The 20,123-nt window shown below is 75.3% G+C and carries 17 protein-coding genes; 11 read left to right on the top strand and 6 right to left on the bottom strand.

All coding sequences use genetic code 11. From position 1 onward, the window contains the following. Positions 1-87 precede the first annotated feature (87 nt). The 5 genes from ABD254_RS00735 to ABD254_RS00715 all read left to right on the top strand — a co-directional run bounded on the left by ABD254_RS00735 (position 88) and on the right by ABD254_RS00715 (position 7,482). Positions 88-912, top strand: a complete 825-nt coding sequence (locus tag ABD254_RS00735) for an alpha/beta fold hydrolase (protein WP_344244648.1) — start codon at positions 88-90, stop codon at positions 910-912. Between the two features lie 15 nt (positions 913-927). Further along, positions 928-1,770: an alpha/beta hydrolase gene (locus tag ABD254_RS00730; RefSeq protein WP_344244646.1), complete on the top strand. Its 843-nt coding sequence runs from the start codon at positions 928-930 to the stop codon at positions 1,768-1,770. A gap of 263 nt (positions 1,771-2,033) precedes the next feature. Beyond that, on the top strand, positions 2,034-3,407 hold the full coding sequence (locus ABD254_RS00725; RefSeq protein WP_425553594.1) for an MFS transporter: 1,374 nt from the start codon (positions 2,034-2,036) through the stop codon (positions 3,405-3,407). Next, positions 3,404-5,788, top strand: a complete 2,385-nt coding sequence (locus ABD254_RS00720) for a molybdopterin oxidoreductase family protein (protein WP_344244644.1) — start codon at positions 3,404-3,406, stop codon at positions 5,786-5,788. The genes ABD254_RS00725 and ABD254_RS00720 overlap by 4 nt, the downstream gene beginning before the upstream one ends. Then, positions 5,785-7,482, top strand: coding sequence for an FAD-dependent oxidoreductase (locus tag ABD254_RS00715; RefSeq protein WP_344244642.1), 1,698 nt, complete (start codon positions 5,785-5,787; stop codon positions 7,480-7,482). The genes ABD254_RS00720 and ABD254_RS00715 overlap by 4 nt, the downstream gene beginning before the upstream one ends. Here the strand turns inward: ABD254_RS00715 and ABD254_RS00710 are convergent. Beyond that, positions 7,440-8,144 carry a class I SAM-dependent methyltransferase gene (locus ABD254_RS00710; protein WP_344244640.1) on the bottom strand — a complete coding sequence of 235 codons (705 nt, stop codon included), beginning with the start codon at positions 8,142-8,144 and terminating at the stop codon, positions 7,440-7,442. The genes ABD254_RS00715 and ABD254_RS00710 overlap by 43 nt on opposite strands. Before the next feature lie 166 nt (positions 8,145-8,310). Between ABD254_RS00710 and ABD254_RS00705 the strand changes: the two genes are divergently transcribed. The 6 genes from ABD254_RS00705 to ABD254_RS00680 all read left to right on the top strand — a co-directional run bounded on the left by ABD254_RS00705 (position 8,311) and on the right by ABD254_RS00680 (position 15,864). After that, the gene (locus ABD254_RS00705; RefSeq protein WP_344244638.1) at positions 8,311-9,990 is read left to right on the top strand and encodes an HNH endonuclease signature motif containing protein; all 1,680 of its coding nucleotides are present in this window, start codon (positions 8,311-8,313) and stop codon (positions 9,988-9,990) included. Between the two features lie 189 nt (positions 9,991-10,179). After that, positions 10,180-10,653, top strand: coding sequence for a P-loop nucleotide/nucleoside kinase family protein (locus ABD254_RS00700; RefSeq protein ID WP_344244637.1), 474 nt, complete (start codon positions 10,180-10,182; stop codon positions 10,651-10,653). Between the two features lie 265 nt (positions 10,654-10,918). Further along, positions 10,919-13,552: a nitrite reductase large subunit NirB gene (gene nirB / locus ABD254_RS00695; protein WP_425553617.1), complete on the top strand. Its 2,634-nt coding sequence runs from the start codon at positions 10,919-10,921 to the stop codon at positions 13,550-13,552. Further along, positions 13,549-13,956, top strand: coding sequence for a nitrite reductase small subunit NirD (gene nirD, locus ABD254_RS00690; RefSeq protein ID WP_344244633.1), 408 nt, complete (start codon positions 13,549-13,551; stop codon positions 13,954-13,956). The genes nirB and nirD overlap by 4 nt, the downstream gene beginning before the upstream one ends. Beyond that, complete coding sequence (gene cobA / locus ABD254_RS00685; protein WP_344244631.1) at positions 13,953-14,738, top strand: uroporphyrinogen-III C-methyltransferase; 786 nt, start codon at positions 13,953-13,955, stop codon at positions 14,736-14,738. Before nirD ends, cobA begins: the two co-directional genes overlap by 4 nt. Before the next feature lie 28 nt (positions 14,739-14,766). Then, positions 14,767-15,864, top strand: coding sequence for a uroporphyrinogen-III synthase (locus tag ABD254_RS00680; protein WP_344245225.1), 1,098 nt, complete (start codon positions 14,767-14,769; stop codon positions 15,862-15,864). Positions 15,865-15,879: 15 nt separating this feature from the next. Here ABD254_RS00680 and ABD254_RS00675 read toward each other — a convergent pair whose 3' ends face one another. The 5 genes from ABD254_RS00675 to ABD254_RS00655 all read right to left on the bottom strand — a co-directional run bounded on the left by ABD254_RS00675 (position 15,880) and on the right by ABD254_RS00655 (position 19,863). Beyond that, on the bottom strand, positions 15,880-16,695 hold the full coding sequence (locus tag ABD254_RS00675; RefSeq protein WP_344244629.1) for a DUF899 family protein: 816 nt from the start codon (positions 16,693-16,695) through the stop codon (positions 15,880-15,882). A gap of 106 nt (positions 16,696-16,801) precedes the next feature. Beyond that, positions 16,802-17,869 carry a sulfate/molybdate ABC transporter ATP-binding protein gene (locus ABD254_RS00670; protein ID WP_344244627.1) on the bottom strand — a complete coding sequence of 356 codons (1,068 nt, stop codon included), beginning with the start codon at positions 17,867-17,869 and terminating at the stop codon, positions 16,802-16,804. Further along, positions 17,866-18,669 carry an ABC transporter permease gene (locus ABD254_RS00665; protein WP_344244625.1) on the bottom strand — a complete coding sequence of 268 codons (804 nt, stop codon included), beginning with the start codon at positions 18,667-18,669 and terminating at the stop codon, positions 17,866-17,868. The genes ABD254_RS00670 and ABD254_RS00665 overlap by 4 nt, the downstream gene beginning before the upstream one ends. A gap of 4 nt (positions 18,670-18,673) precedes the next feature. Then, positions 18,674-19,459, bottom strand: coding sequence for a molybdate ABC transporter substrate-binding protein (modA, locus tag ABD254_RS00660; RefSeq protein ID WP_344244623.1), 786 nt, complete (start codon positions 19,457-19,459; stop codon positions 18,674-18,676). After that, entirely contained in the window at positions 19,456-19,863 is a 408-nt protein-coding gene (locus ABD254_RS00655; protein ID WP_344244621.1) for a TOBE domain-containing protein, read from the bottom strand. The genes modA and ABD254_RS00655 overlap by 4 nt, the downstream gene beginning before the upstream one ends. Positions 19,864-20,123 lie beyond the last annotated feature (260 nt).

Below are 20,123 nucleotides of genomic sequence, written 5' to 3'. Positions count from 1 at the left end.
CGGACTACGAGAACCACGTGGTCCGCGCGAGGCCGGGCCTCGGCGACGCTCGAAGCGTCCTCGTCCCGATCGACAAGGAGGCCCACCGTGCCCTACATCACCGCCGACGACGGCGCCGAGATCTTCTACACGGACTGGGGCGCGGAGGGGACGCCGGTGGTGCTCAGCCACGGGTGGCCCCTCAGCTCCGACGCCTGGGCGGCCGCCGCGCTCTACCTCGCCGAGCACGGCCACCGCGCCGTCGCGCACGACCGGCGCGGCCACGGCCGCTCGAGCCGCACGTGGGACGGCAACGAGATGGACACCTACGCCGACGACCTGGCGTGCCTGCTCGACGCGCTCGACCTGCACGACGTCACCCTGGTCGGGCACTCCACCGGCGGCGGCGAGGTGGTGCGGTACGTGTCCCGGCACGGCACCGACCGCGTCGCCCGTGTCGTGCTCGTCTCCGCCGTCCCGCCGCTCATGGTCCGCACCGACGACAACCCCGACGGACTGCCGATGGAGGTGTTCGACCAGATCCGCGCGGGAGAGCGGGCCGACCGGTCCCAGCTGTACCGCGACCTGGCCGACGGGCCGTTCTTCGGCCACAACCGCCGCGGCGACGTCGACCAGGGGTTCCGCGACGCCTTCTGGCTGCAGAGCATGGCCTGCGGGCACCGCGCCGCGTACGAGTGCATCGCGGCGTTCTCCGCCACGGACTTCCGTCCCGACCTGGCCACGATCGACGTGCCCGCCCTGGTGATCCACGGCGACGACGACCAGATCGTGCCCTACGACGTCGGAGGCAAGCGGTCGGTCGAGCTGATCGCCGACGCCCGCCTCCTGACGTATCCGGGCAGCGGGCACGCCCTGCCCGACACCGACCGCGACCGGCTGCACGCGGACCTGCTGGCGTTCATCGACTCCTGAGAGGGCCCCACGATCATGACCTCTGACACCACCGGAAGCAGCAAGCCCGACACCGTCGTCCTCGTCCACGGCCTGTGGATGACACCCCGCAGCTGGGAGGGCTGGGTCCAGCACTACCAGCAGAAGGGGCTCACCGTCGTCACGCCGGCGTACCCCGGGTTCGAGGTCGAGGTCGAGGCGCTGCGGGAGAACCCGCAGGTCATCGCCGACCTGACCGTCCCGGAGACCGTCGAGCACCTGGCCGGCGTCATCACCGGCCTCGACCGGCCGCCGATCATCATGGGCCACTCCTTCGGGGGCGCCCTCACCCAGATGCTCCTGGCCCGGGGGCTGGGCGCGGCCGGGGTGGTCATCGACTCGGCACCGACCGAGGGCGTCCGCGTGAACCCGCCGTCGCAGGCGAGGTCGCTCTTCCCGGCGCTCAAGAACCCCGCGAACAGGCACCGCGCGGTCGGGTTCACGCCTGAGGAGTTCCACTACGCCTTCACGAACACCCTCTCGGCCGAGGAGTCCCGTGCGGCGTGGGAGCGCTACGCGATCCCGGCCCCCGGCCGCTGGGTCTGGGACTACGGCCTGATCGCCAACTTCAAGCCCGGTCACCAGGAGACCTGGGTCGACTTCAGCACCGACCGCGCGCCGCTGCTGTTCATCGCCGGCGAGCACGACCACATCATGCCGCCCTCGGTGAACCGGTCGAACGCCAAGCACTGGGAGAAGTCGCCGGCCGTCACCGAGTATGTCGAGCTCGAGGGACGCGACCACTGGACCTGCGCCGCCCCGGGATGGGAGCAGGTCGCCGACCGCGCGCTCACCTGGGCGCTCGAGCACGCGAGCAGGGCCGAGCCCGCCACGGCCTGACGCCGGAGGGCCGGTGGGCGGGCCACCGTGCGACGACACGCACGGTGGCCCGCCCACCGGCGCCGGCTCACAGCGGGCGGCCGCCGGCTGTGCGTTCGTGCTCACGCGCATTTCACTCCTGCGCGCCGCACGTGGAAACACCGTCTTCCTACCGTCGTGGCACCGGCCCGACGTCGAGCCGGTCGGCTCGCACCTCGGCCCCGGCAGTCGCCGGGCCGACCGACCGCCCGACGTCGTCGGGCCCGCGCACAGGAGGACACGCGATGGCTGCTCCGACCACCGCGAACGTGCCGCCCCACCCGCCCATGCAGACCCGCCCCGACGCGATCCCCGGTGCCACCGACCGCCCCGGGCGCTGGATCGACTGGTGGGAGCCCGAGAACCCGGAGTTCTGGAGGGCCGGCGGCCGCCGGGTCGCGCGCCGCAACCTGGTGCTGTCGGTCTTCGCCGAGTTCCTCGGGTTCTGCGTGTGGGCGGTGTGGTCGATCGTCGTGCCGCAGCTGCCGGCCGCGGGCTTCACCTTCACGACCGACCAGATGTTCTGGCTCATCGCCGTCCCGTCGCTGGTGGGCGCCACCCTGCGCATCCCGTACACCCTCGCGGTGCCGGTGTTCGGCGGCCGCAACTGGACGATGGTGTCGGCCGCGCTGCTGCTGGTCCCGACGACCGCCCTCGCGGTGGTGGTGCAGCGGCCCGAGACGCCGTTCGGGCTGATGCTGTGCGTCGCGGCGCTCGCGGGCTTCGGCGGCGGCAACTTCGCGTCGTCGATGGCCAACATCTCGTTCTTCTTCCCCGAGCGGGAGAAGGGCGCGGCTCTCGGCTGGAACGCCGCGGGCGGCAACCTCGGCACGGCCGCGGTGCAGCTCGTCGTGCCGCTGGTCATCGCCACGGGCGCGGGGATCGCGCTGGAGCGCGCCGGCCTGGTCTTCGTGCCGTTCATCGTGCTCGCGGTGTTCCTGGCGTGGCGGTTCATGGACAACCTGTCCGTGGCCAAGGCCGACCCGCGGTCGTTCGTCGTCGCCGTGCGCGAGCCGCACACGTGGGTCATCTCGTTCCTGTACATCGGCACGTTCGGCTCGTTCATCGGCTTCTCCGGGGCGTTCCCGACGCTGCTCGCCGGGCAGTTCCCCGAGGTGAGCCTCTCGCTGGCGTTCCTGGGCGCCCTCGTCGGGTCGGTGGCGCGACCGCTCGGCGGCATCCTCGCCGACCGGGTCGGCGGGGCCGTGGTGACGGTCGTCTGCTACGCCGTGATGATCGCGGGAGCCGTGGGCGCGATCTCGGCGCTCGGCAGCCACAGCTTCGGCCTGTTCTTCGCCTCCTTCCTCGTCCTCTTCGTCGCGACGGGGGTGGGCAACGGGTCGGTCTACCGGATGATCCCGGCGGCGTTCCGCGTGGCGGGCGCGGGTCGTGACGCCGCCGCGACGGCCAAGGCGGCTGCCGGCTGCATCGGCATCGCGGGTGCGGTCGGGGCCTTCGGCGGGTTCCTCATCCCCCGCGGGTTCGCGATGTCGACGTCGGCGACCGGCTCGCTCGTACCGGCGCTGTGGGTGTTCGTCGTCGCGTACGTGCTGATGGCCGTCGTGACCTGGGCCGTCTACGCCCGGCGCGGGTCGGTCATGCGGGCGGCGCGCGTATGACGGCGGCGGCCACCGGCGCCGCGGCGGGGGCACGGGTCCCGGCCGCGGTGCCGTCGCACTGCCCGTACTGCGCGCTGCAGTGCGGGATGGACCTCGCGCCGACGTCGCCGTCGTCCGCGACCTCGGAGGGGGTACCGCCGTCGACGTCGTCCGCGACGTCGGCGGGGCTGCCCGCCGCGGACGGGCGGCCGGCGCTGCCGGTCACCGTCACCCCGCGCGACTTCCCGACCAACCGCGGCGGGCTGTGCCAGAAGGGCTGGACCAGCGCGTCGGTGCTGCGCGCCCCGGACCGGCTCGTCAGCCCGCTGGTGCGCGGCGCGGACGGTGAGCTCGCCCCCGCGTCGTGGGACGAGGCGCTGGGCCTGGTCGCTGCGCGCCTGACGGCGGTCCGGGCGGAGCACGGGCCCCAGGGCGTCGCCGTCTTCGGCGGCGGCGGGCTGACCAACGAGAAGGCGTACACGCTCGGCAAGTTCGCCCGCACCGTGCTCCGCACGCCGCACATCGACTACAACGGCCGGTTCTGCATGTCGTCGGCCGCCGCGGCCGGCAACCGGTCGTTCGGAGTCGACCGCGGGCTGCCGTTCCCGGTCACCGACCTGGCCGGCGCGCAGGCGATCGTGCTCCTGGGGTCCAACGTGGCCGAGACGATGCCGCCGTTCGTCCAGCACCTCGCAGGGGCGCGGGAGTCGGGCGGCCTCGTCGTCGTCGACCCGCGCCGCTCGGCGACGGCCCGCCTCGCCGACAGCTCGGCAGGCTCCGGGGACCGCCTGGGCGAGGGCATCCACCTGCAGCCCGTGCCGGGCACCGACCTCGTGGTGCTGCTCGCGCTGCTGCACGTGGTCCTCGCCGAGGGGCTCGCGGACCGGCGCTACCTGGCCGCGCGCACGACGGGGTTCGACGAGGTCGCCCGGTCGGTCGCGGCGTGGTGGCCCGAGCGCGCCGAGACGGTCTGCGGGGTCCCCGCCGAGGACCTGCGCCGGGTGGCGCGCCTGCTCGCGGCGGCGTCGCCGTCGCGCGGGGGACGAGGCGCCTACCTGCTGACGGGGCGCGGCGTCGAGCAGTCGACCCAGGGCACCGCGACCGTGACCGCGGCGATCAACCTCGCCCTCGCGCTCGGGCTCGTCGGCCGCGTGGGGTCCGGGTACGGCTGCCTCACGGGGCAGGGCAACGGGCAGGGCGGGCGCGAGCACGGGCAGAAGGCCGACCAGCTCCCGGGCTATCGCAAGATCGACGACCCGGCGGCCCGCGCGCACGTCGCCGCCGTGTGGGGCGTCGACCCGGCCACGATCCCCGGGCCGGGTCGGCCCGCCGTCGCGCTGCTGCGCTCGCTCGGCACCGCGGACGGGCCGCGGGCGCTGCTCGTGCACGGGTCGAACGTCGTCGTGTCCGCGCCGGACGCCGACCGGGTGCGCGAGCGCCTCGCCGCGCTCGACCTGCTGGTGGTGTGCGACGTCGTCCCGTCGGAGACCGCGCGGCTGGCCGACGTCGTGCTCCCCACCACCCAGTGGGCCGAGGAGGAGGGCACGATGACGAACCTCGAGGGGCGCGTCCTCCGCCGGCGCCGCGCGGTCGACCCGCCCGGCGAGGCCCGTTCCGAGCTGTGGATCCTCGCGGAGCTGGCCCGGCGGCTCGGGTCCGACGTGGCCCTCCGGACCGACCCGGCCGAGGTCTTCGACGAGCTCGCGCGCGCCTCGGCGGGCGGCGTCGCCGACTACTCGGGCCTCAGCCACGACCGGCTCGACGCGCACGAGGCCGCGGGTGGGCCCGGCCTGTACTGGCCCTGCCCCGCCACCGCTGTCGACAGCTCGGCGGGAGACGGGCACCCCGGGACGCCTCGGATGTTCCTCGAGGCGTTCGCGACGCCCGACGGCCGGGCGCGGGCGATCCCCGTCGACCACGGAGGCCCCAGCGACGACGTGCGCCCCGGCGCCCCGACCTACCTCGTCACCGGGCGGGTGCTGCAGCACTACCAGACCGGCGCGCAGACCCACCGGGTGCCGGAGCTGGAGCGGCTGGTGCCGGAGCCGTACGTCGAGCTGCACCCGCTGCTCGGGCTGCGGGTCGGGGTGCCGGACGGCGCGCGGGCGCGCCTCACGTCGGCCCGCGGCGTAGTCGAGGCCACCGCCCGCTGGACCGACGCCATCCGGCCGGACACCGTCTTCATGCCCTTCCACTGGAGCGGCGCGGGCAGCGTCAACCGCGTCACGACCGACGCCGTCGACCCGGTCTCCGCCATGCCCGAGTTCAAGGTCTGCGCCGTCGAGGTGACGCCGGCCCCGTCGCCGGCCGCGTTGTCCGTCGCGTCGTCCGTCGCGTCGTCGGTCGCGTCGTCCGCCGCCCCGGTCGAGACCGTCGCCAGCCGCACGGAGGTGCTCGCATGACGCAGCCCGACCCCGGCCTGCGGGTCCCGCAGCGCGTGGTCGTCGTCGGCCACGGCATGGTCGGCGCGCGCCTCGTCGACGAGCTGTCCCGCCGCGACGCCGACGGCGCCCTCGACGTCACCGTGCTCGGCGCCGAGCCCTACGAGCCCTACAACCGGGTGCTGCTGTCCGACGTCGTCGCGGGCCGCACGGACGTGGCCGCGATCGGCATGCCGCTGCCGGACGCCTCCCGAGCCCGCGTGCTGCGCGGCACCGGGGTGGTCGCCGTCGACCGCGACGCCCGCGTCGTCCTCGCCGAGGACGGCGGGCGGCACCCGTACGACCACCTCGTGCTCGCCACCGGGGCCGCGGCGCGCCTGCCCGACGTGCCCGGGCTCGGCCCCGACCTCCCCGCCGGCGTGCACGCGCTGCGCACGCTGGACGACGCCCGCGAGGTCGTGGCCGCCACGGTGAACGTGCCGCGCGCGGTCGTCGTCGGCGGCGGGGTGCTGGGCGTGGAGGTCGCGCTCGGGCTCGCCGGGCGCGGCCTGCCGACCACGCTCGTCCACGGCGCGGGCGCCCTCATGGACCGCCAGCTCGACGTGGAGGCGGGCGCGGTGCTGCAGGCCGGGCTCGAGGCCGCCGGCGTCGTCGTACGGGCGGGCGCGCAGCCGAGCGAGGTGCTCGTCGTGGGCGGGCGCGTCGTGGGAGTGCGGCTCGACGGCGACGTGCGCGAGCCGGGCGAGGTGCTCGGCGCGGGGCTCGTCGTGCTGGCGTGCGGCACGGTCCCGGAGACGACGCTCGCCCGGTCGGCGGGGCTCGCGGTGGACCGCGGCATCGTGGTCGGGCTCGACCTGGCCTGCGACGGCGACCCCCGGGTCTTCGCCGTCGGCGACTGCGCGCAGCCGCCCGAGGGGTCGCGCGGGCTGGTGGCGGAGGGCTGGGACCAGGCCCGCCGGCTCGCCGAGGCCCTGGTCGAGCGCGGGGCCGTGCACCGCCCGCTCGGCTCCGGCACGCTCGGCGGGCCAAGCACGCCCGGGCCCGCCGCCGGTCACAGGGTGCACGTGCGCCTGCCCGGCTCGGACGGCGGGCCGTCGATGGCGGTGCGGCTGGGCGCGCTGCTGTCCTCGCGCGCCCCGACCGGCCCGATGGGTCGAGGAGGCGTGGAGACGCGGGGCACGGACGTCGTCAAGGTCAAGGCCGGCCCGCTGAGCGTCGTGGCGATGGGCCGGTGCGGCACGCGGCGCACGCCGGTGGCGGGGGAGCGGGCCCTGCGGCTGGGCGACCCCGCCGCAGGCCGGTACGTCGAGGCGGTCGTCGCGGACGGCGTCCTGGTGGGCGCCACCTGCGTCGGCGACGCGCGCGTCGCCGCCGACCTCACCGCGGCCTACACGCGCCGCACGCCCGTGCCCGCAGATCCCGCGTTCCTGCTGCTCACGCCCGTGATGCCGGCCGCAGCCGCCGCGTCGTCGCCCGAGCACATGCCCGACGACGCGACCGTGTGCCGCTGCAACGGCGTCACGAAGCACGACATCGCGGCGTGCGTGTCGGGCGGCGCCGAGACCGCCGACGACGTGGCGCGCGCGACCCGTGCCACCACCGGCTGCGGCAGCTGTCGCGAGGCCGTCTGCGGGCTGGTGGACTGGCTGACCGCGGCGCGCGGCGCGGGCGCTCAGGACGAGGGGGTGGACGGCCGGGTCCACTCCAGCGTGTAGCGGAAGAACAGGCGTCGCCGGAAGCGCGAGCCCGGCAGCACGCGGCGGGCGGCGTCCTCGACCTCGCCGTACGTCTCGCGCGGGTCGCGCACGGGGACGAGCGGGCCGTCGTCGGTGGGGCGGTCGTCCGGCGTGACCGGATGCGGGTGCTTGACGAGCCCGACCACGGGGTTGAGGAACGACGAGCACAGGTCGACCGCGAGGTCGCGCGGCGCGCCGATCCGCGCCAGCCCGACCACCAGCAGCCGGCCGCCCGGCGCGAGCACCCCGGCGGCGTGCCGCAGCGCGGGCTCGAGGTCCAGGTGGTGCAAGGACGCGACCATCGTCACGACGTCGAACGAGCCGTCGGCCGGCAGGTCGAGGAAGTTGGCGTGCACGGCGGTGACGGCCGGTGCATCCGCGAACCTGGCACGCGTCACCTCGACCATCGGCGCGTCGACGTCGAGCCCCACGACCTCGACGACGTCTCGCCGCAGCTTGTCCACCAGGTTCCCCGTTCCGCACCCGACGTCCAGGGCCCGCAGCCGCCGCCGCGGCAGCCGGCGCAGGATCCATCCGTGGAAGTGGTCGTTGTGGTTCCACGGGTGCCGGCCGTTGACGCGACCGAGCCCCCGCCCGATCGAGCGGACCTGCGGGATCGTCGTCGTGCGGGGATCGAACATGCCAGCCGAGGGTAGCGGGACCACGACGGTCGCGTCCGCCGGTCGAGCCCGTCGAGACCCTGGCTTCGCACCAGCTTCGTGCCTATTCGTGCCCTTGTAGCCTCGCCCCCCCAGCGTCCGAACAGACGTTCGACTCCGTGTCGGTGGCGGCTGGTTGACTTGGCACATGGCACGGAAGCCCCGCATCGCAGCAGCACAACGGGTGCTGAACGCTGGGCTGGAGGAGGCCGCGGCCGAGCAGTCGGCGGCGAACGCGGCGATGGGCCGCCGCACGACGGCGTTGGGGCGGGTGCTCGCCGCGGCCGAGGCCGCGCCGGAGACGATGCTCGAACTCGACGTCCCGCGGGTCGCGTCTGCGTCCGTGGCGCGGCGGTCGTCGGTGGCCTTCCGGGCGCTGGCGGCGGAGGTGGCGTGCGCGCTCGGTGTCGGCGAGGAGTCGGCCAGCACGCTGTTGTCGGATGCGGAGGTCCTGACTCAGCGCGCCACCGCCACCCTGGCCGAGCTGTGTGCCGGGCGGATCAGCTACCGGCACGCGGCCGTGCTGGTCGAGGCGATGACGGACCTGCCCGCGCACGCCGTCGCGGAGGTGGAGGCGGCGGTGCTGCACCGGGCGCCGGAGGTGACCGCGGCAAAGTTCGGGTCTCTGGCCCGCAACGCCCGGAACCTGCTGCACCCGATCCCGGCGGAGGTTCGCCACGAGGCCGCGAAGCTCAAGGCGAACGTGTGGGTGGACGACGGCAAGGACGGGATGTCCTGGCTCACCGCCCTGCTGCCCACGGCCGCCGCGTACGCCGCCTACGACCGCATCACCCGTACCGCCACCAAGGCCAAGAACGCCGGTGACCCCCGCGGGGTAGGGCAGCTGCGCGCCGCGACCCTGACCGCGCTGCTGCTCGACGACACCGCCGGCACGGAGGCGGGCGCCGACCGCGTGCCCGAGCAGGAGGCCGGGGAATCCGGCACGACAGCGGCCACAGAGACTCCGCCACCAGGCGCGGCGCTCGATTCACTGCCGGCCACGGCGCCACCGGGCTCGCCGCCGCCGGAGCTAGCCAACACGGCGCCACCGGACGACCCACGATCCAGCCCGCCGCCGACATCCCCGTCGACGTCACCACCGAACGCTCCACCGGACCCGCTGGCCACCCTCGCGCGCAGCGTGCGCCCCGTCGTGCACGTGACCGTCCCGGTCTCGACCCTGACCGGCACCGGCGAGGACCCCGCGACCCTCGACGGTGTGACACCCCTCGACCCGGAGACAGCACGGCAGCTCGCCGCCCTTGCGCCCACGCTGCGGCGCATCCTCACCGAGCCCGTCACGGGTGCGATGCTCACCGTGGACCGGCGCAGCTACGTCGTGCCCGCCGACCTGCGCGCCTTCCTGACCCAGCGCGACGTCACCTGCCGATTCCCCGGCTGCCGCATCCCCGCGGCCCGTTGCGACGTCGACCACACGATCGCCTGGGCCGACGGCGGGGGCACCGACGCGGAGAATCTGGCGCATCTGTGCCGCCGGCATCACACTTTGAAGCACGAGTCGCGGTGGGCGGTGGAACAGCTCGATGCGGGCGTTCTGGCCTGGACGTCACCCCGCGGACGGACTTACCTCACCACCCCCGGCAGCGCCGACCACACCCTCGCCACGCTCGACCAGTGGACCGCCGAGGCCCGGTCCCTGGTCAGGGAGACCGCGCCGGGCGCCACGACGGATCCGGTTGCGGACCACGGGACCGTCGCGACCGATGGCGCAGACCCGGCCGATGGCACGACCCGTACGACATTCGCCGACGACATCACGCCGCCGGACACCACGCAGGCGGACGCTCTGGGAGACCCGCCCTTCTGAGTCGGCTCCACGTCGGGCCCCCGGCAGGCGCCTCGGCGGCATCGCGCCCACCCCGCCACGGAGGCGGACGCCCCGGGAGACTCGCGGTCCTGATGGACAGGGCTGGTCGGTCGCGACGAGACAGGCGTCGTCGACCCCGGGCAGGGCATTCGCCGGCTGCGATGGCGCGGCGGGAGTAGCGTCACGTCCGTGCATCCCCGACTCGTCCTGTTGTGCGGCCCCGCGGGCGCGGGCAAATCGACCTATGCGCGCAGGTACGCGGCCGCGGGGTATGCCGTGGCCGCGGTGGACGAGCTCGCCTGGGCGGCGGCGCACACCGCCGCGCACCCCCTCCCCGACGACGTCGCGCGCCGGGTCGCGGCGGACCTGCGCTCCCGGGTGGAGCGGCTGCTCGACGAGGGGCGCGACGTCGTCGTGGACTCGTCGTTCTGGTCCCGGGCCTCGCGTGACGAGTACCGCGCCCTCGGGTCGGCCCGCGGCGCCGACACGCTCGTCGTGTACGTGGACACCCCGCGCGACGTGGCGCTGGCCCGTGTCGCCGCACGCGCCGGCGCCCACGCGCACGACGTCGTGCTGACCCCCGAGGTCGCGTCCGCCTACCACGACGGCTTCGAGGTCCCTACCGCCGACGAGGGTCCGCTGGAGGTCCACCCCGGCCAGTGACCTGTCGAGAACGCGATCGCTGCCGGGAAGGGACCGGATGGCGGCAGGCATCGCGTTCTGGAAGGGGTGTGGCGGGTTCTCTCGCCCGGATTGTTTCGCGCGTGAGGCAGATGTTCCCGTGAGGTAACCGTGGCCTGACGGGGGCGACACGGCGGCTTTCTAGCGTCGAGCCATGACCAGCGAGCCCCCCATCACGGTCCAGACCCCGGCCGGCGCCGCGCCCGGTGCCGACGGCCGGCGGCACGTCGTCGTCGTCGGCGGCGGCATGGTCGCGCAGCGTTTCGTCGAGGCCCTGCGCGCCCGGGACGACGCCGGCGCCTGGCGCGTCAGCGTATTCGCCGAGGAGCCGCGCAAGCCGTACGACCGCGTGGGCCTCACCCGCTACTTCGAGGTGCGCGACGCCGAGGAGCTCACGCTCGGCGACCCGACCCTCTGGGACGACCCGCTGGTGAACCTGCACCGCGACTGCAGGATCGACTCGATCGACCGCGACGCACGCACGGTCACCGACCGGCTCGGCCGCGTCCACGCCTACGACGAGCTGGTGCTGGCGACCGGCTCCAACGCCGCCATGCCGCCCATCCCCGGCAACGACCTGCCCGGCGTCTTCGTCTACCGCACCATCGACGACGTCGCGGCCCTGCGCGGCTGGGTGGAGGCCAAGCGCGACGCCGGCCGCGTCACCACGCGCGGGGGCGTCGTCGAGAAGCCGGTGCGCGGCGCGGTCATCGGGGGCGGCCTGCTCGGCCTGGAGGCCGCGGGGGCGCTCAAGGCGCTCGGCGCCCAGGCCACGGTCATCGAGTTCGGCACGCACCTCATGGGCGTGCAGGTCGACCTCGGCGGCGGGCACGCGCTCAAGCGGCTCATCAACGACAAGGGCATCTCCGTGCGGCCCGAGACGGCCACCAGCCAGATGAAGCCCCACCGCCGCACCGGGCACGTCGGCAGGCTCGAGTTCGGCGACGGCGGGCGGCTCGACGTAGACGTCGTCGTGGTCGCCACGGGCGTGCGGCCGCGCGACGAGCTCGCCCGCACCGCGGGGCTGGAGATCGGCGAGCGCGGGGGCGCCGTCGTCGACCTGACCTGCCGCACCGCCGACCCGCACGTGTGGGCGATCGGCGAGGTCGCGTGCATCGAGGGCCGCTGCCTCGGGCTCGTGGCGCCCGGCAACACGATGGCGGAGATCGTCGTCGACCGGCTGCTCGGCGGCCAGGCCGTCTTCCCCGGCGCCGACACCGCGACGAAGCTCAAGCTGTCCGGCGTCGACGTCGCGAGCTTCGGCGACGCGCACGGCCGTACCGAGGACGCGGTCGAGATCGTCTGGGCCGACCCGGTGGCGGGCGTGTACAAGAAGCTCGTCATGTCCGACGACGCGCGCACGCTGCTGGGCGGCGTGTTCGTCGGCGACGCCGCGCCGTACGCGTCGCTGCGCCCGATGCTCGGCTCCGAGCTGCCGGGCGACCCGTCGGCGTTCCTCCTGCCGGATCCCGCGGGCGGTGCCCCGACCCTCGAGCTGCCCGACGACGCCAACGTCTGCTCCTGCAACAACGTCTCCGCCGGCGCGATCCGCGGCGCCGTCACGGAGCACGAGTGCACCGACGTCGCGGGCGTCAAGGCCTGCACGCGGGCCGGCACCACGTGCGGCGCGTGCCTGCCGCTCGTCACCAAGATCACCAAGACCGAGCTCGCCAAGGCCGGCGTCGAGGTGAGCAACGCGCTGTGCGAGCACTTCGACCTCTCCCGCGCCCAGCTCTTCGACGCCGTCCGGGTGGCGAACCTGCACTCGTTCAGCGAGATCATCGCCCGCTTCGGGCGGGTGCCCGACGGCGCGACGGACGCCGGCCGCGGCTGCGACATCTGCAAGCCGGTCGTCGCGTCGATCCTGGCCAGCCTCGGCAACGGGCACATCCTCGCGGGCGAGCAGGCGACCCTGCAGGACACGAACGACCACATGCTCGCCAACATGCAGAAGGACGGCACCTACTCGGTCGTCCCGCGCATGCCGGGCGGCGAGGTCACGCCGGAGGGGCTCATCGTCGTCGGCCAGGTCGCCAAGGACTTCGGCCTCTACACGAAGATCACCGGCGGTCAGCGGATCGACATGTTCGGCGCGCGCGTCGAGCAGCTCCCGGAGATCTGGAGGCGGCTGGTCGACGCCGGCTTCGAGTCGGGGCACGCGTACGGCAAGTCGCTGCGCACGGTGAAGTCGTGCGTCGGATCCACCTGGTGCCGCTACGGCGTGCAGGACTCCGTGGGCATGGCGGTCGAGCTCGAGCTGCGCTACCGCGGGCTGCGCTCGCCGCACAAGCTCAAGCTGGGCGTCTCCGGCTGCGCCCGCGAGTGCGCCGAGGCGCGCGGCAAGGACGTCGGCGTCATCGCCACCGACAGGGGCTGGAACGTCTACGTCGGCGGCAACGGCGGCCAGACGCCCCGGCACGCGAAGCTCCTCGCCGAGGACCTCACGTCCGCCGAGCTGCTCCGCACCATCGACCGGTTCCTCATGCTGTACATCCGCACCGCGGACCGCCTGCAGCGCACCGCCCCGTGGGTGGAGGAGTACGAGGGCGGCCTGGACGCGATCCGCGACGTCGTGATCGCCGACTCCCTCGGCATCGGCGCCGACCTCGACGCCGCGATGGCCGCGCACGTCGAGGCCTACGAGGACGAGTGGAAGGCCGTCCTCGAGGACCCGGAGAAGCTCGCCCGCTTCGGCTCGTTCGTCAACGCCCCGACGACTCCCGACCCGGCGCTCGCCTACGTCCCCGAGCGCGGGCAGAAGCGCCCGGCCACGGCCGCCGAGGTCGCGGCCGGCGCCGACGGCCCGGTCGACCCCCTGCTCGTCCCCGCCATCACCAGCCCCGTCCTCGTGGCCGGTCCCATCCTGGAGGTGCGCGCGTGACCACCCTCACGCCCCCGACGTCCGACAGCCGCACCGACGGCCCCGGCTGGAGCGCCGTGTGCCGGCTCGACGTCCTCGCCCCGGAGCGCGGGGCCGCCGCGCTCGTCACCGGGTCGGACGGGGAGGAGGTGCAGGTCGCCCTGTTCCGGCTGCTCGACGGCTCCGTGCACGCCGTGCAGCAGCTCGACCCGTACGCCGGCGCGAACGTCATGTCGCGCGGCATCGTCGGCACCCGCCGCGGCACCCCCACGGTGGCGTCTCCGGTCTACAAGCAGGTCTTCGAGCTCACCACGGGCCGCTGCCTCGACGCCGCCGGCAAGGAGCCCAAGGCCGGGCTGGCGGGCGACCTCGCCTCCTACCCCGTCGTGGTCGCGGACGGCGTCGTCCACGTGGGGGTGGGATGACGACGCCCGCCGGGCGCGTCACGCTCGTCGGCGCCGGCCCGGGGGCCGCGGACCTGCTCACCTACCGCGCGTGGCGCGCGCTGACCACGGCGGACGTCGTCGTCACCGACCGGCTCGTGCCGCGCGAGGTGCTGGCGGACCTGGGCCCGCACGTCGAGGTGGTCGACGTCGGCAAGACGCCCGGGCACCACACCCTCCCGCAGCGTGAGATCGACGACCTGATCGTGGCGCTCGCGCTCGCGGGACAGCACGTGGTGCGGCTCAAGGGCGGCGATCCGTTCGTCTTCGGGCGCGGCGGCGAGGAGGTCGCGGCGTGCCGGGCGGCCGGCGTGCCCGTCGAGGTCGTCCCGGGGGTGTCGTCGGCGCTCGCGGCCCCGGCGCTGGCCGGGATCCCGCTCACGCACCGGGGCACGACCACCGCCTTCCACGTGGTCACCGGTCACACGCGCGACGGCGAGCAGCAGCTCGATCCGGTGTCCGTGGCCTGCGTCACCTCCCGCGCGGCTACGCTGGTCATCCTCATGGGGGTGTCCGCCCTGCCCGGGATCGTCGAGCGGCTGCTCGACGCGGGCGCGGACCCGAGCACCCCTGTGGCGATCGTGGAGCGCGGCTCGCTCCCGGACCAGCGCGTCACGCGCGCCGCCCTCGACCTGGCGGCCAAGCGTGCCGAGGAGGTCGGGGTGCGCTCGCCCGCCGTGGTCGTGGTCGGGCAGGTCGCGGACGAGAGGCTGCTGGAGGTCGTGGGTGACGCAGGAGGAGCCGCAGGGCCGGCCGGTGGCTGAGGGGGCCCGGCCCGCGCTGGGGCAGGTCATGGCGGGCTGCACCGTGCTCGTCACCGCCGACCGGCGCTCGGGCGAGCTCGCCGCCGCCCTCGCGCGCCGCGGTGCCGCGGTGCGGCACGCGCCCGCGCTGAGCATGGTGCCGCACGTGGACGACGACGCCCTGATCGCCGAGACGCGGGCCCTCCTCGCCGACCCGCCCGACGTCGTCGTCGCCACGACCGGCGTCGGGTTCCGCGCCTGGATCGAGGCCGCCGACGCGCACGGCCTCGCCGACGACCTGCTGGCCGTGCTCGGTCGCTCGCGCCTCGTCGCGCGCGGGCCCAAGGCGCGCGGCGCCATCCAGGCGGCGGGGCTGCAGGCGGACTGGGTCGCCGAGTCCGAGACGTCGGCCGAGGTGGCCGAGGTGCTGCTGAGCGAGGGCGTGAGCGGGCTGCACGTCGCCATCCAGCACCACGGCGCCGGGGCCGACGGGCTCGACGTCGTCTTCGAGAAGGCGGGCGCCCAGGTGTCCGCCCTCGTGGTCTACCGGTGGGGGCCGCCGCCGGACCCGGCGGCGGTCGAGGCCTCCGTGCGCGCCGCCGCCGCCGGCGAGATCGACGCCGTCGCCTTCACCTCCGCGCCCGGGGCCGAGGCGTGGATGCGGGCGGTGGAGGACCATGGCCTGCTCGAGCCGGTCGTGGCGCGGTTCGCGGGCGGGTCGATGGTGGCCGCCGCCGTCGGGCCGGTCACCGCGCGGCCGCTCGAGTCGCGCGGCGTCCCGACGCTCCAGCCCGAGCGGGGTCGGCTCGGCGCGCTGGTGCGCAGCATCGTCGGGCACTACGAGCACCTGGAGTCCGTGGCGCTGAGCACGGTCGCCGGGCCGCTCGTCATCCGCGCGCGCGTCGCCGTCCTGGACGGCCAGGTGCTGCCGCTGTCGCCCACCGGCGTCGAGGTGCTGCGGCTGCTGGCGTCCGCGGGCGGCGACGTCGTGCCGCGCGAGCGGGTGCTCGACGTGCTGCCCGGAGAGTCCCGCGACCCGCACGCCGTCGAGGTGACGGTCGCCCGCCTGCGCGAGGCGTCCGGGCGGCGCGACCTCGTCAAGACCGTCGTCAAGCGCGGCTACCGCCTGGAGCTCGCGCACGGCTGAGCCCGGCGGCGGGCGTCAGTGGTGGTGGCCGTGCCGCCCGAGGGTCTCCACGGGACCTGCGCCGGGGCGGGTCCACTGCGCCGCAGGGCGGCTGGTCGGGCCCCAGGTGGCGTTCCCGTCCGCGTCGGTGCGCCAGTACCAGCAGATCGGGGCGCCGTGCCCGCCGACCGGCGCGCCGACGTCCGGGGGCCCGGGCCAGCCCTCGGGGTCGTCCTGCCACCCCTCGCGCCGGCCGTACGGCGTCATGTCGAGCAGCCCGAGGGAAGCGTCGGCCGGCTCGTTGCCGCGGCCCGTCGTGGAGTAGGTGAGGAACGCTCGCTCGCCGTCGCGGAGGAAGCAGACGAGGTGACCCTCCTCGGTGCGCAGCGCCGGCTCGGCGCCCCGCACCGAGTACCAGGGCTCGGTGTACCCCATGAACTCCACGTAGCGGGCGACCTCCTGCCACGGGCCCGAGGTGAGGACCGCGAAGGAGACGCCCCGGGCGTTCAGGTAGGCGGCGTCCCGCAGGTGCCAGAGGTTGAACGTGCACCCCTCGCACTGGCCCTGCGGCGGCGCCCCGTCGTACCACATGGAGTGGTAGACGATCAGCTCGTCGCGCCCGGCGAACACGTCCAGGAACGGGACCGGGCCGTCAGGCCCGATGACCTCGGCGGTCGGGTCGAGCTCCACCATCGGCAGGCGGCGGCGGGCCGCGGCGATGGCGTCGCCCTCGCGGGTGTGGGCCTTCTCGCGGACGAGGAGCTCGTCCCGGGCGGCCTGCCAGGTGGCGAGGTCGACGACGGGCGGGCGGCCGGGGAGCGCGGCGGTCGGGTCGTCGGGCGTGGTCGTCATGGTGTCCTCCCGGTGTCCTGCGGGCGTGCCGGCGGGCGTCGTCGGCGCCCGCGAGGGTCACCGGGGCAGACGTGCGACGGTGCGGGAACTCATCGCAACCCCTGCGTCACGCCGGGTAGACGTCGACCTCCGCGGCCTTGACGGACAGCCAGACGTCGGTCCCGGGGACCAGGCCGAGCTCGGCCACGGCCCCGGGCGTGACGTCGGCGGCGAGGTGGTCGGTGCGCACGCGCACGAGGTCGCCGCGGGGCTCGAGCGTCCGGACGGTGCCGCGGAAGGTGTTGCGGGGGGAGCCGTGGCGCTCGTCGAGGTAGATCGAGACCGCGGACGGCCGGAAGACGGCGGTCATGGCCGTGCCCGCGGCGATGCCGGGGTCCGTTCCCTCGGCGTGCGCGTGGCCGTGGGCGACCTCCCCGGCGGGCGTGCGGACGCCGTCGCCGGTCCAGGACCCGACCAGCAGGTTGAGGCCGGCGATCCTCGCGGCGAAGGTGCTGCGCGGCCGCGTGAGCACCTGCGCGGTGGTGCCGCGCTCGACGACGCGCCCGCCGTCGATCACGGCGATCTCGTCGGCCAGGAGCAGGGCGTCGAGGACGTCGTGGGTGGTGATGACGGCGGTCCGGTCGGCCAGCAGGTGCCGCAGCGTCTGGCGCAGCGCGGGAGCGACGTCGACGTCGAGCGCGGCCATGGGCTCGTCGAGGAGCAGCACGCGGGGCTCGGCGGCGAGTGCGCGGGCGAGGGCCACCCGCTGCGCCTGACCGCCGGAGAGGGTCGCCGGACGGCGGTCTGCGAGCGCGGTCAGCCCGACGCGGTCCAGCCACCGGTCGGCCGCCGCGGCCGCCGCGCGCCGGCCCGTGCCCTGGGAGCGCGGCCCGAAGGCCACGTTGTGCCGCACCGTCAGGTGCGGGAACAGCAGGGCCTCCTGCGCCAGGAGCGCGACCTGCCGCGCGTGCGGCGGCACCCAGGCCCGGGGGCGGCCGCCGTCGGCCCGGACGAGGGCGCGGCCGTCCAGCGTGACGTGCCCGTCGTGCGGGCGCAGCGTGCCCGCGACGAGCCCGAGCGCCGTGGACTTGCCGGCGCCGTTGGGCCCGAGCAGGGCGAGGGTGCGGCCCTCGGCGACGTTCAGCTCGACGTCGAACCCGCGGGTGGGCACCGTGGCGGCCAGCGACAGCATCACAGCGCGCTCCTGCTCCGGCGGGTCAGCCCGATGACGAGCACCGCGACCAGGACCAGGAGGAACGACAGCGCGACGGCGGCATCCGGGTCCGTCTCGCGCTGCAGGTAGATCTCGAGCGGGAGGGTGCGCGTGACGCCCTGCAGGCTGCCGGCGAAGGTGATCGTCGCGCCGAACTCGCCCAGTGCCCGGGCGAACGACAGCACCGCCCCCGACAGCAGGCCCGGCCACACGAGGGGGAGGGTGACGCGCCACAGCACCGTCGTGGGGCGGGCGCCGAGCGACGCCGCGACGACGTCGTACCGCCCGCCCGCCGTGCGCAGCGCCCCCTCCAGGCTGACCACCAGGAACGGCAGCGCGACGAACGTCTGGGCGAGCACCACGGCCGCGGTCGAGAACGCGATCTGCAGGCCCGCGACCTCCAGCGTCTCGCCGAGCAGCCCGCGCCGGCCGAACGTGTACAGCAGCGCGATGCCGCCCACCACCGGCGGCAGCACGAGCGGTATCAGCACCAGCGAGCGCAGCAGGTCGAGCCCGGGGAACCGGCAGCGTGCCAGGACGAGCGCCATCGGGATCCCCAGCACGAGGCACGCCGCCGTGGCGACGGCGGAGGTCTGCAGGCTGAGGACGAGCGCGGCCCGCGCGGACTCGCTGGTGACCAGCCCCCAGTAGCTCGACCAGTCCACCCGCGTGCCCAGCGCGACCAGGGGGAGCAGCACGAGGAGCCCGCCGAGGGCGGCGGGCACGAAGGCCCAGCGGGGCAGCCCGACCGGGGGCGCGCTCTCGGACGCGAGCCTGGGCACGGGGCTACGGCGCCGCGAAGCCGAGGTCGGCGAGCGTCGCGGCGCCCTCGGCCCCGAGCACGAGGTCGACGAACTGGCCGGCGAGCTCGGCCTGGTCGGTGTCGCGGGTCGTGGCGATCGGGTAGGTGTTGACGGCGCTGCTCGACTCGGGGAACTCCACGCCGTCCACCCGGTCGCCCGCCGCGGCGACGTCGGTGACGTAGACGAGCCCGGCGTCCGCCTCGCCGGCGATCACCTTGCCCAGCACGTCCGTCACGCTCTGCTCCTCGCTCGCCGGCCGAAGGTCGAGCCCGGCGGCCTCCTCGACCCTCGCGGCCGCTGCGCCGCACGGCACCTCCGGCGCACACACGACGAGGTCGAGGTCCGGGTCGGCGAGATCCGCGAGCGACCCGACGCCGGCCGGGTTGCCCGGCGGGACGGCGATCTCCAGCGTGTTGGTCGCGAAGTCCTGCGGGGCGCCCACCAGGTCGTCCGCGACGAGCTTGTCCATGTTCGCGGTGTCGGCGGAGGCGAACACGTCGGCCGGGGCGCCCTGCTGGATCTGGGCCACGAGGTCCGACGAGCCCGCGAAGCTGAGCTCGACGTCGACCCCCGCATGCTCGGCCTCGAAGTCCTCGGCGAGCCGCTCGAACGCACCCTTCAGCGACGCCGCGGCGAACACCGTGAGCGTCGTCGCGCCCTCGCCGTCACCGCCGTCGCCCCCCGCCGGCGTGCCGCAGCCGGCGAGCGCCGTCGCCAGCCCGGCCGCCAGCAGAGCCGCCGCTCGTGCCCTCGTGTCCTGCGTCCTCACGCGTCCCCCCGGTCCTCGGCCTCGATGACGACGGTCGTCGACTTGATGACCGCCACCGCCACGGAGCCGCGCTCGAGCCCGAGGTCGCGCACCGCCTCGCTGCTCATCAGCGACACCACGCGGAACGGTCCGCACTGCAGCTCCACCTGCGCCATCACCGTGTCCACCGTGAGGTCGGTGACGAGGCCGACGAAGCGGTTGCGCGCCGAGCTCTTCATCCCGCCGGGCAGCCCGGGCGGCGTCGCGTGCTCGCGCGCGACCATCGCCACCTCGTACCCGTCGACCACCTTGCGGCCCGACGCGTCCGCGGTGGCCTGCAGCAGGCCCCGGTCGATCCAGCGGCGCACGGTGTCGTCGCTGACGCCGAGGTACACGGCGGCCTCGGAAACGCGCATGTGCGGCATGTGACGGAGCATAGCTTCGCATCCGCGGACCTTCTCGTCGGTCGAGCCTGTCGAGACCACGTCCGACGGTCAGGGTTTCGACAGGCTCAACCAGCGGCGGGCCGAGAACATAGGCTGGCGCCGTGCATGACGACGTGACGCCACACCGACGGTCGGTGGCCGACCACGCGGCCGCCGTCGCCGACCTGGTCGCCCCGGCGCTCGCGGCGGCGCGCGGGCGGGACCCGGAGACCGTCGAGCTCGCCGCCCTGCTCGCGGCG

This window comes from Isoptericola hypogeus (genome assembly GCF_039531145.1).
In the GTDB taxonomy this organism is placed as follows: Bacteria; Actinomycetota; Actinomycetes; order Actinomycetales; family Cellulomonadaceae; genus Isoptericola; species Isoptericola hypogeus.
This window is presented reverse-complemented; position numbering and strand designations above follow the sequence as displayed.

What these genes read in the sequence shown, in the direction of transcription:
- ABD254_RS00730 (WP_344244646.1), top strand. Translation starts at nt 928, where the DNA reads ATGACCTCTGACACCACCGGAAGCAGCAAGCCCGACACCGTCGTCCTC.
- ABD254_RS00725 (WP_425553594.1), top strand. Translation starts at nt 2,034, where the DNA reads ATGGCTGCTCCGACCACCGCGAACGTGCCGCCCCACCCGCCCATGCAG.
- ABD254_RS00720 (WP_344244644.1), top strand. Translation starts at nt 3,404, where the DNA reads ATGACGGCGGCGGCCACCGGCGCCGCGGCGGGGGCACGGGTCCCGGCC.
- ABD254_RS00715 (WP_344244642.1), top strand. Translation starts at nt 5,785, where the DNA reads ATGACGCAGCCCGACCCCGGCCTGCGGGTCCCGCAGCGCGTGGTCGTC.
- ABD254_RS00710 (WP_344244640.1), bottom strand. Translation starts at nt 8,144, where the DNA reads ATGTTCGATCCCCGCACGACGACGATCCCGCAGGTCCGCTCGATCGGG.
- ABD254_RS00705 (WP_344244638.1), top strand. Translation starts at nt 8,311, where the DNA reads ATGGCACGGAAGCCCCGCATCGCAGCAGCACAACGGGTGCTGAACGCT.
- nirB (WP_425553617.1), top strand. Translation starts at nt 10,919, where the DNA reads ATGGTCGCGCAGCGTTTCGTCGAGGCCCTGCGCGCCCGGGACGACGCC.
- cobA (WP_344244631.1), top strand. Translation starts at nt 13,953, where the DNA reads ATGACGACGCCCGCCGGGCGCGTCACGCTCGTCGGCGCCGGCCCGGGG.
- ABD254_RS00680 (WP_344245225.1), top strand. Translation starts at nt 14,767, where the DNA reads ATGGCGGGCTGCACCGTGCTCGTCACCGCCGACCGGCGCTCGGGCGAG.
- ABD254_RS00675 (WP_344244629.1), bottom strand. Translation starts at nt 16,695, where the DNA reads ATGACGACCACGCCCGACGACCCGACCGCCGCGCTCCCCGGCCGCCCG.
- ABD254_RS00655 (WP_344244621.1), bottom strand. Translation starts at nt 19,863, where the DNA reads ATGCCGCACATGCGCGTTTCCGAGGCCGCCGTGTACCTCGGCGTCAGC.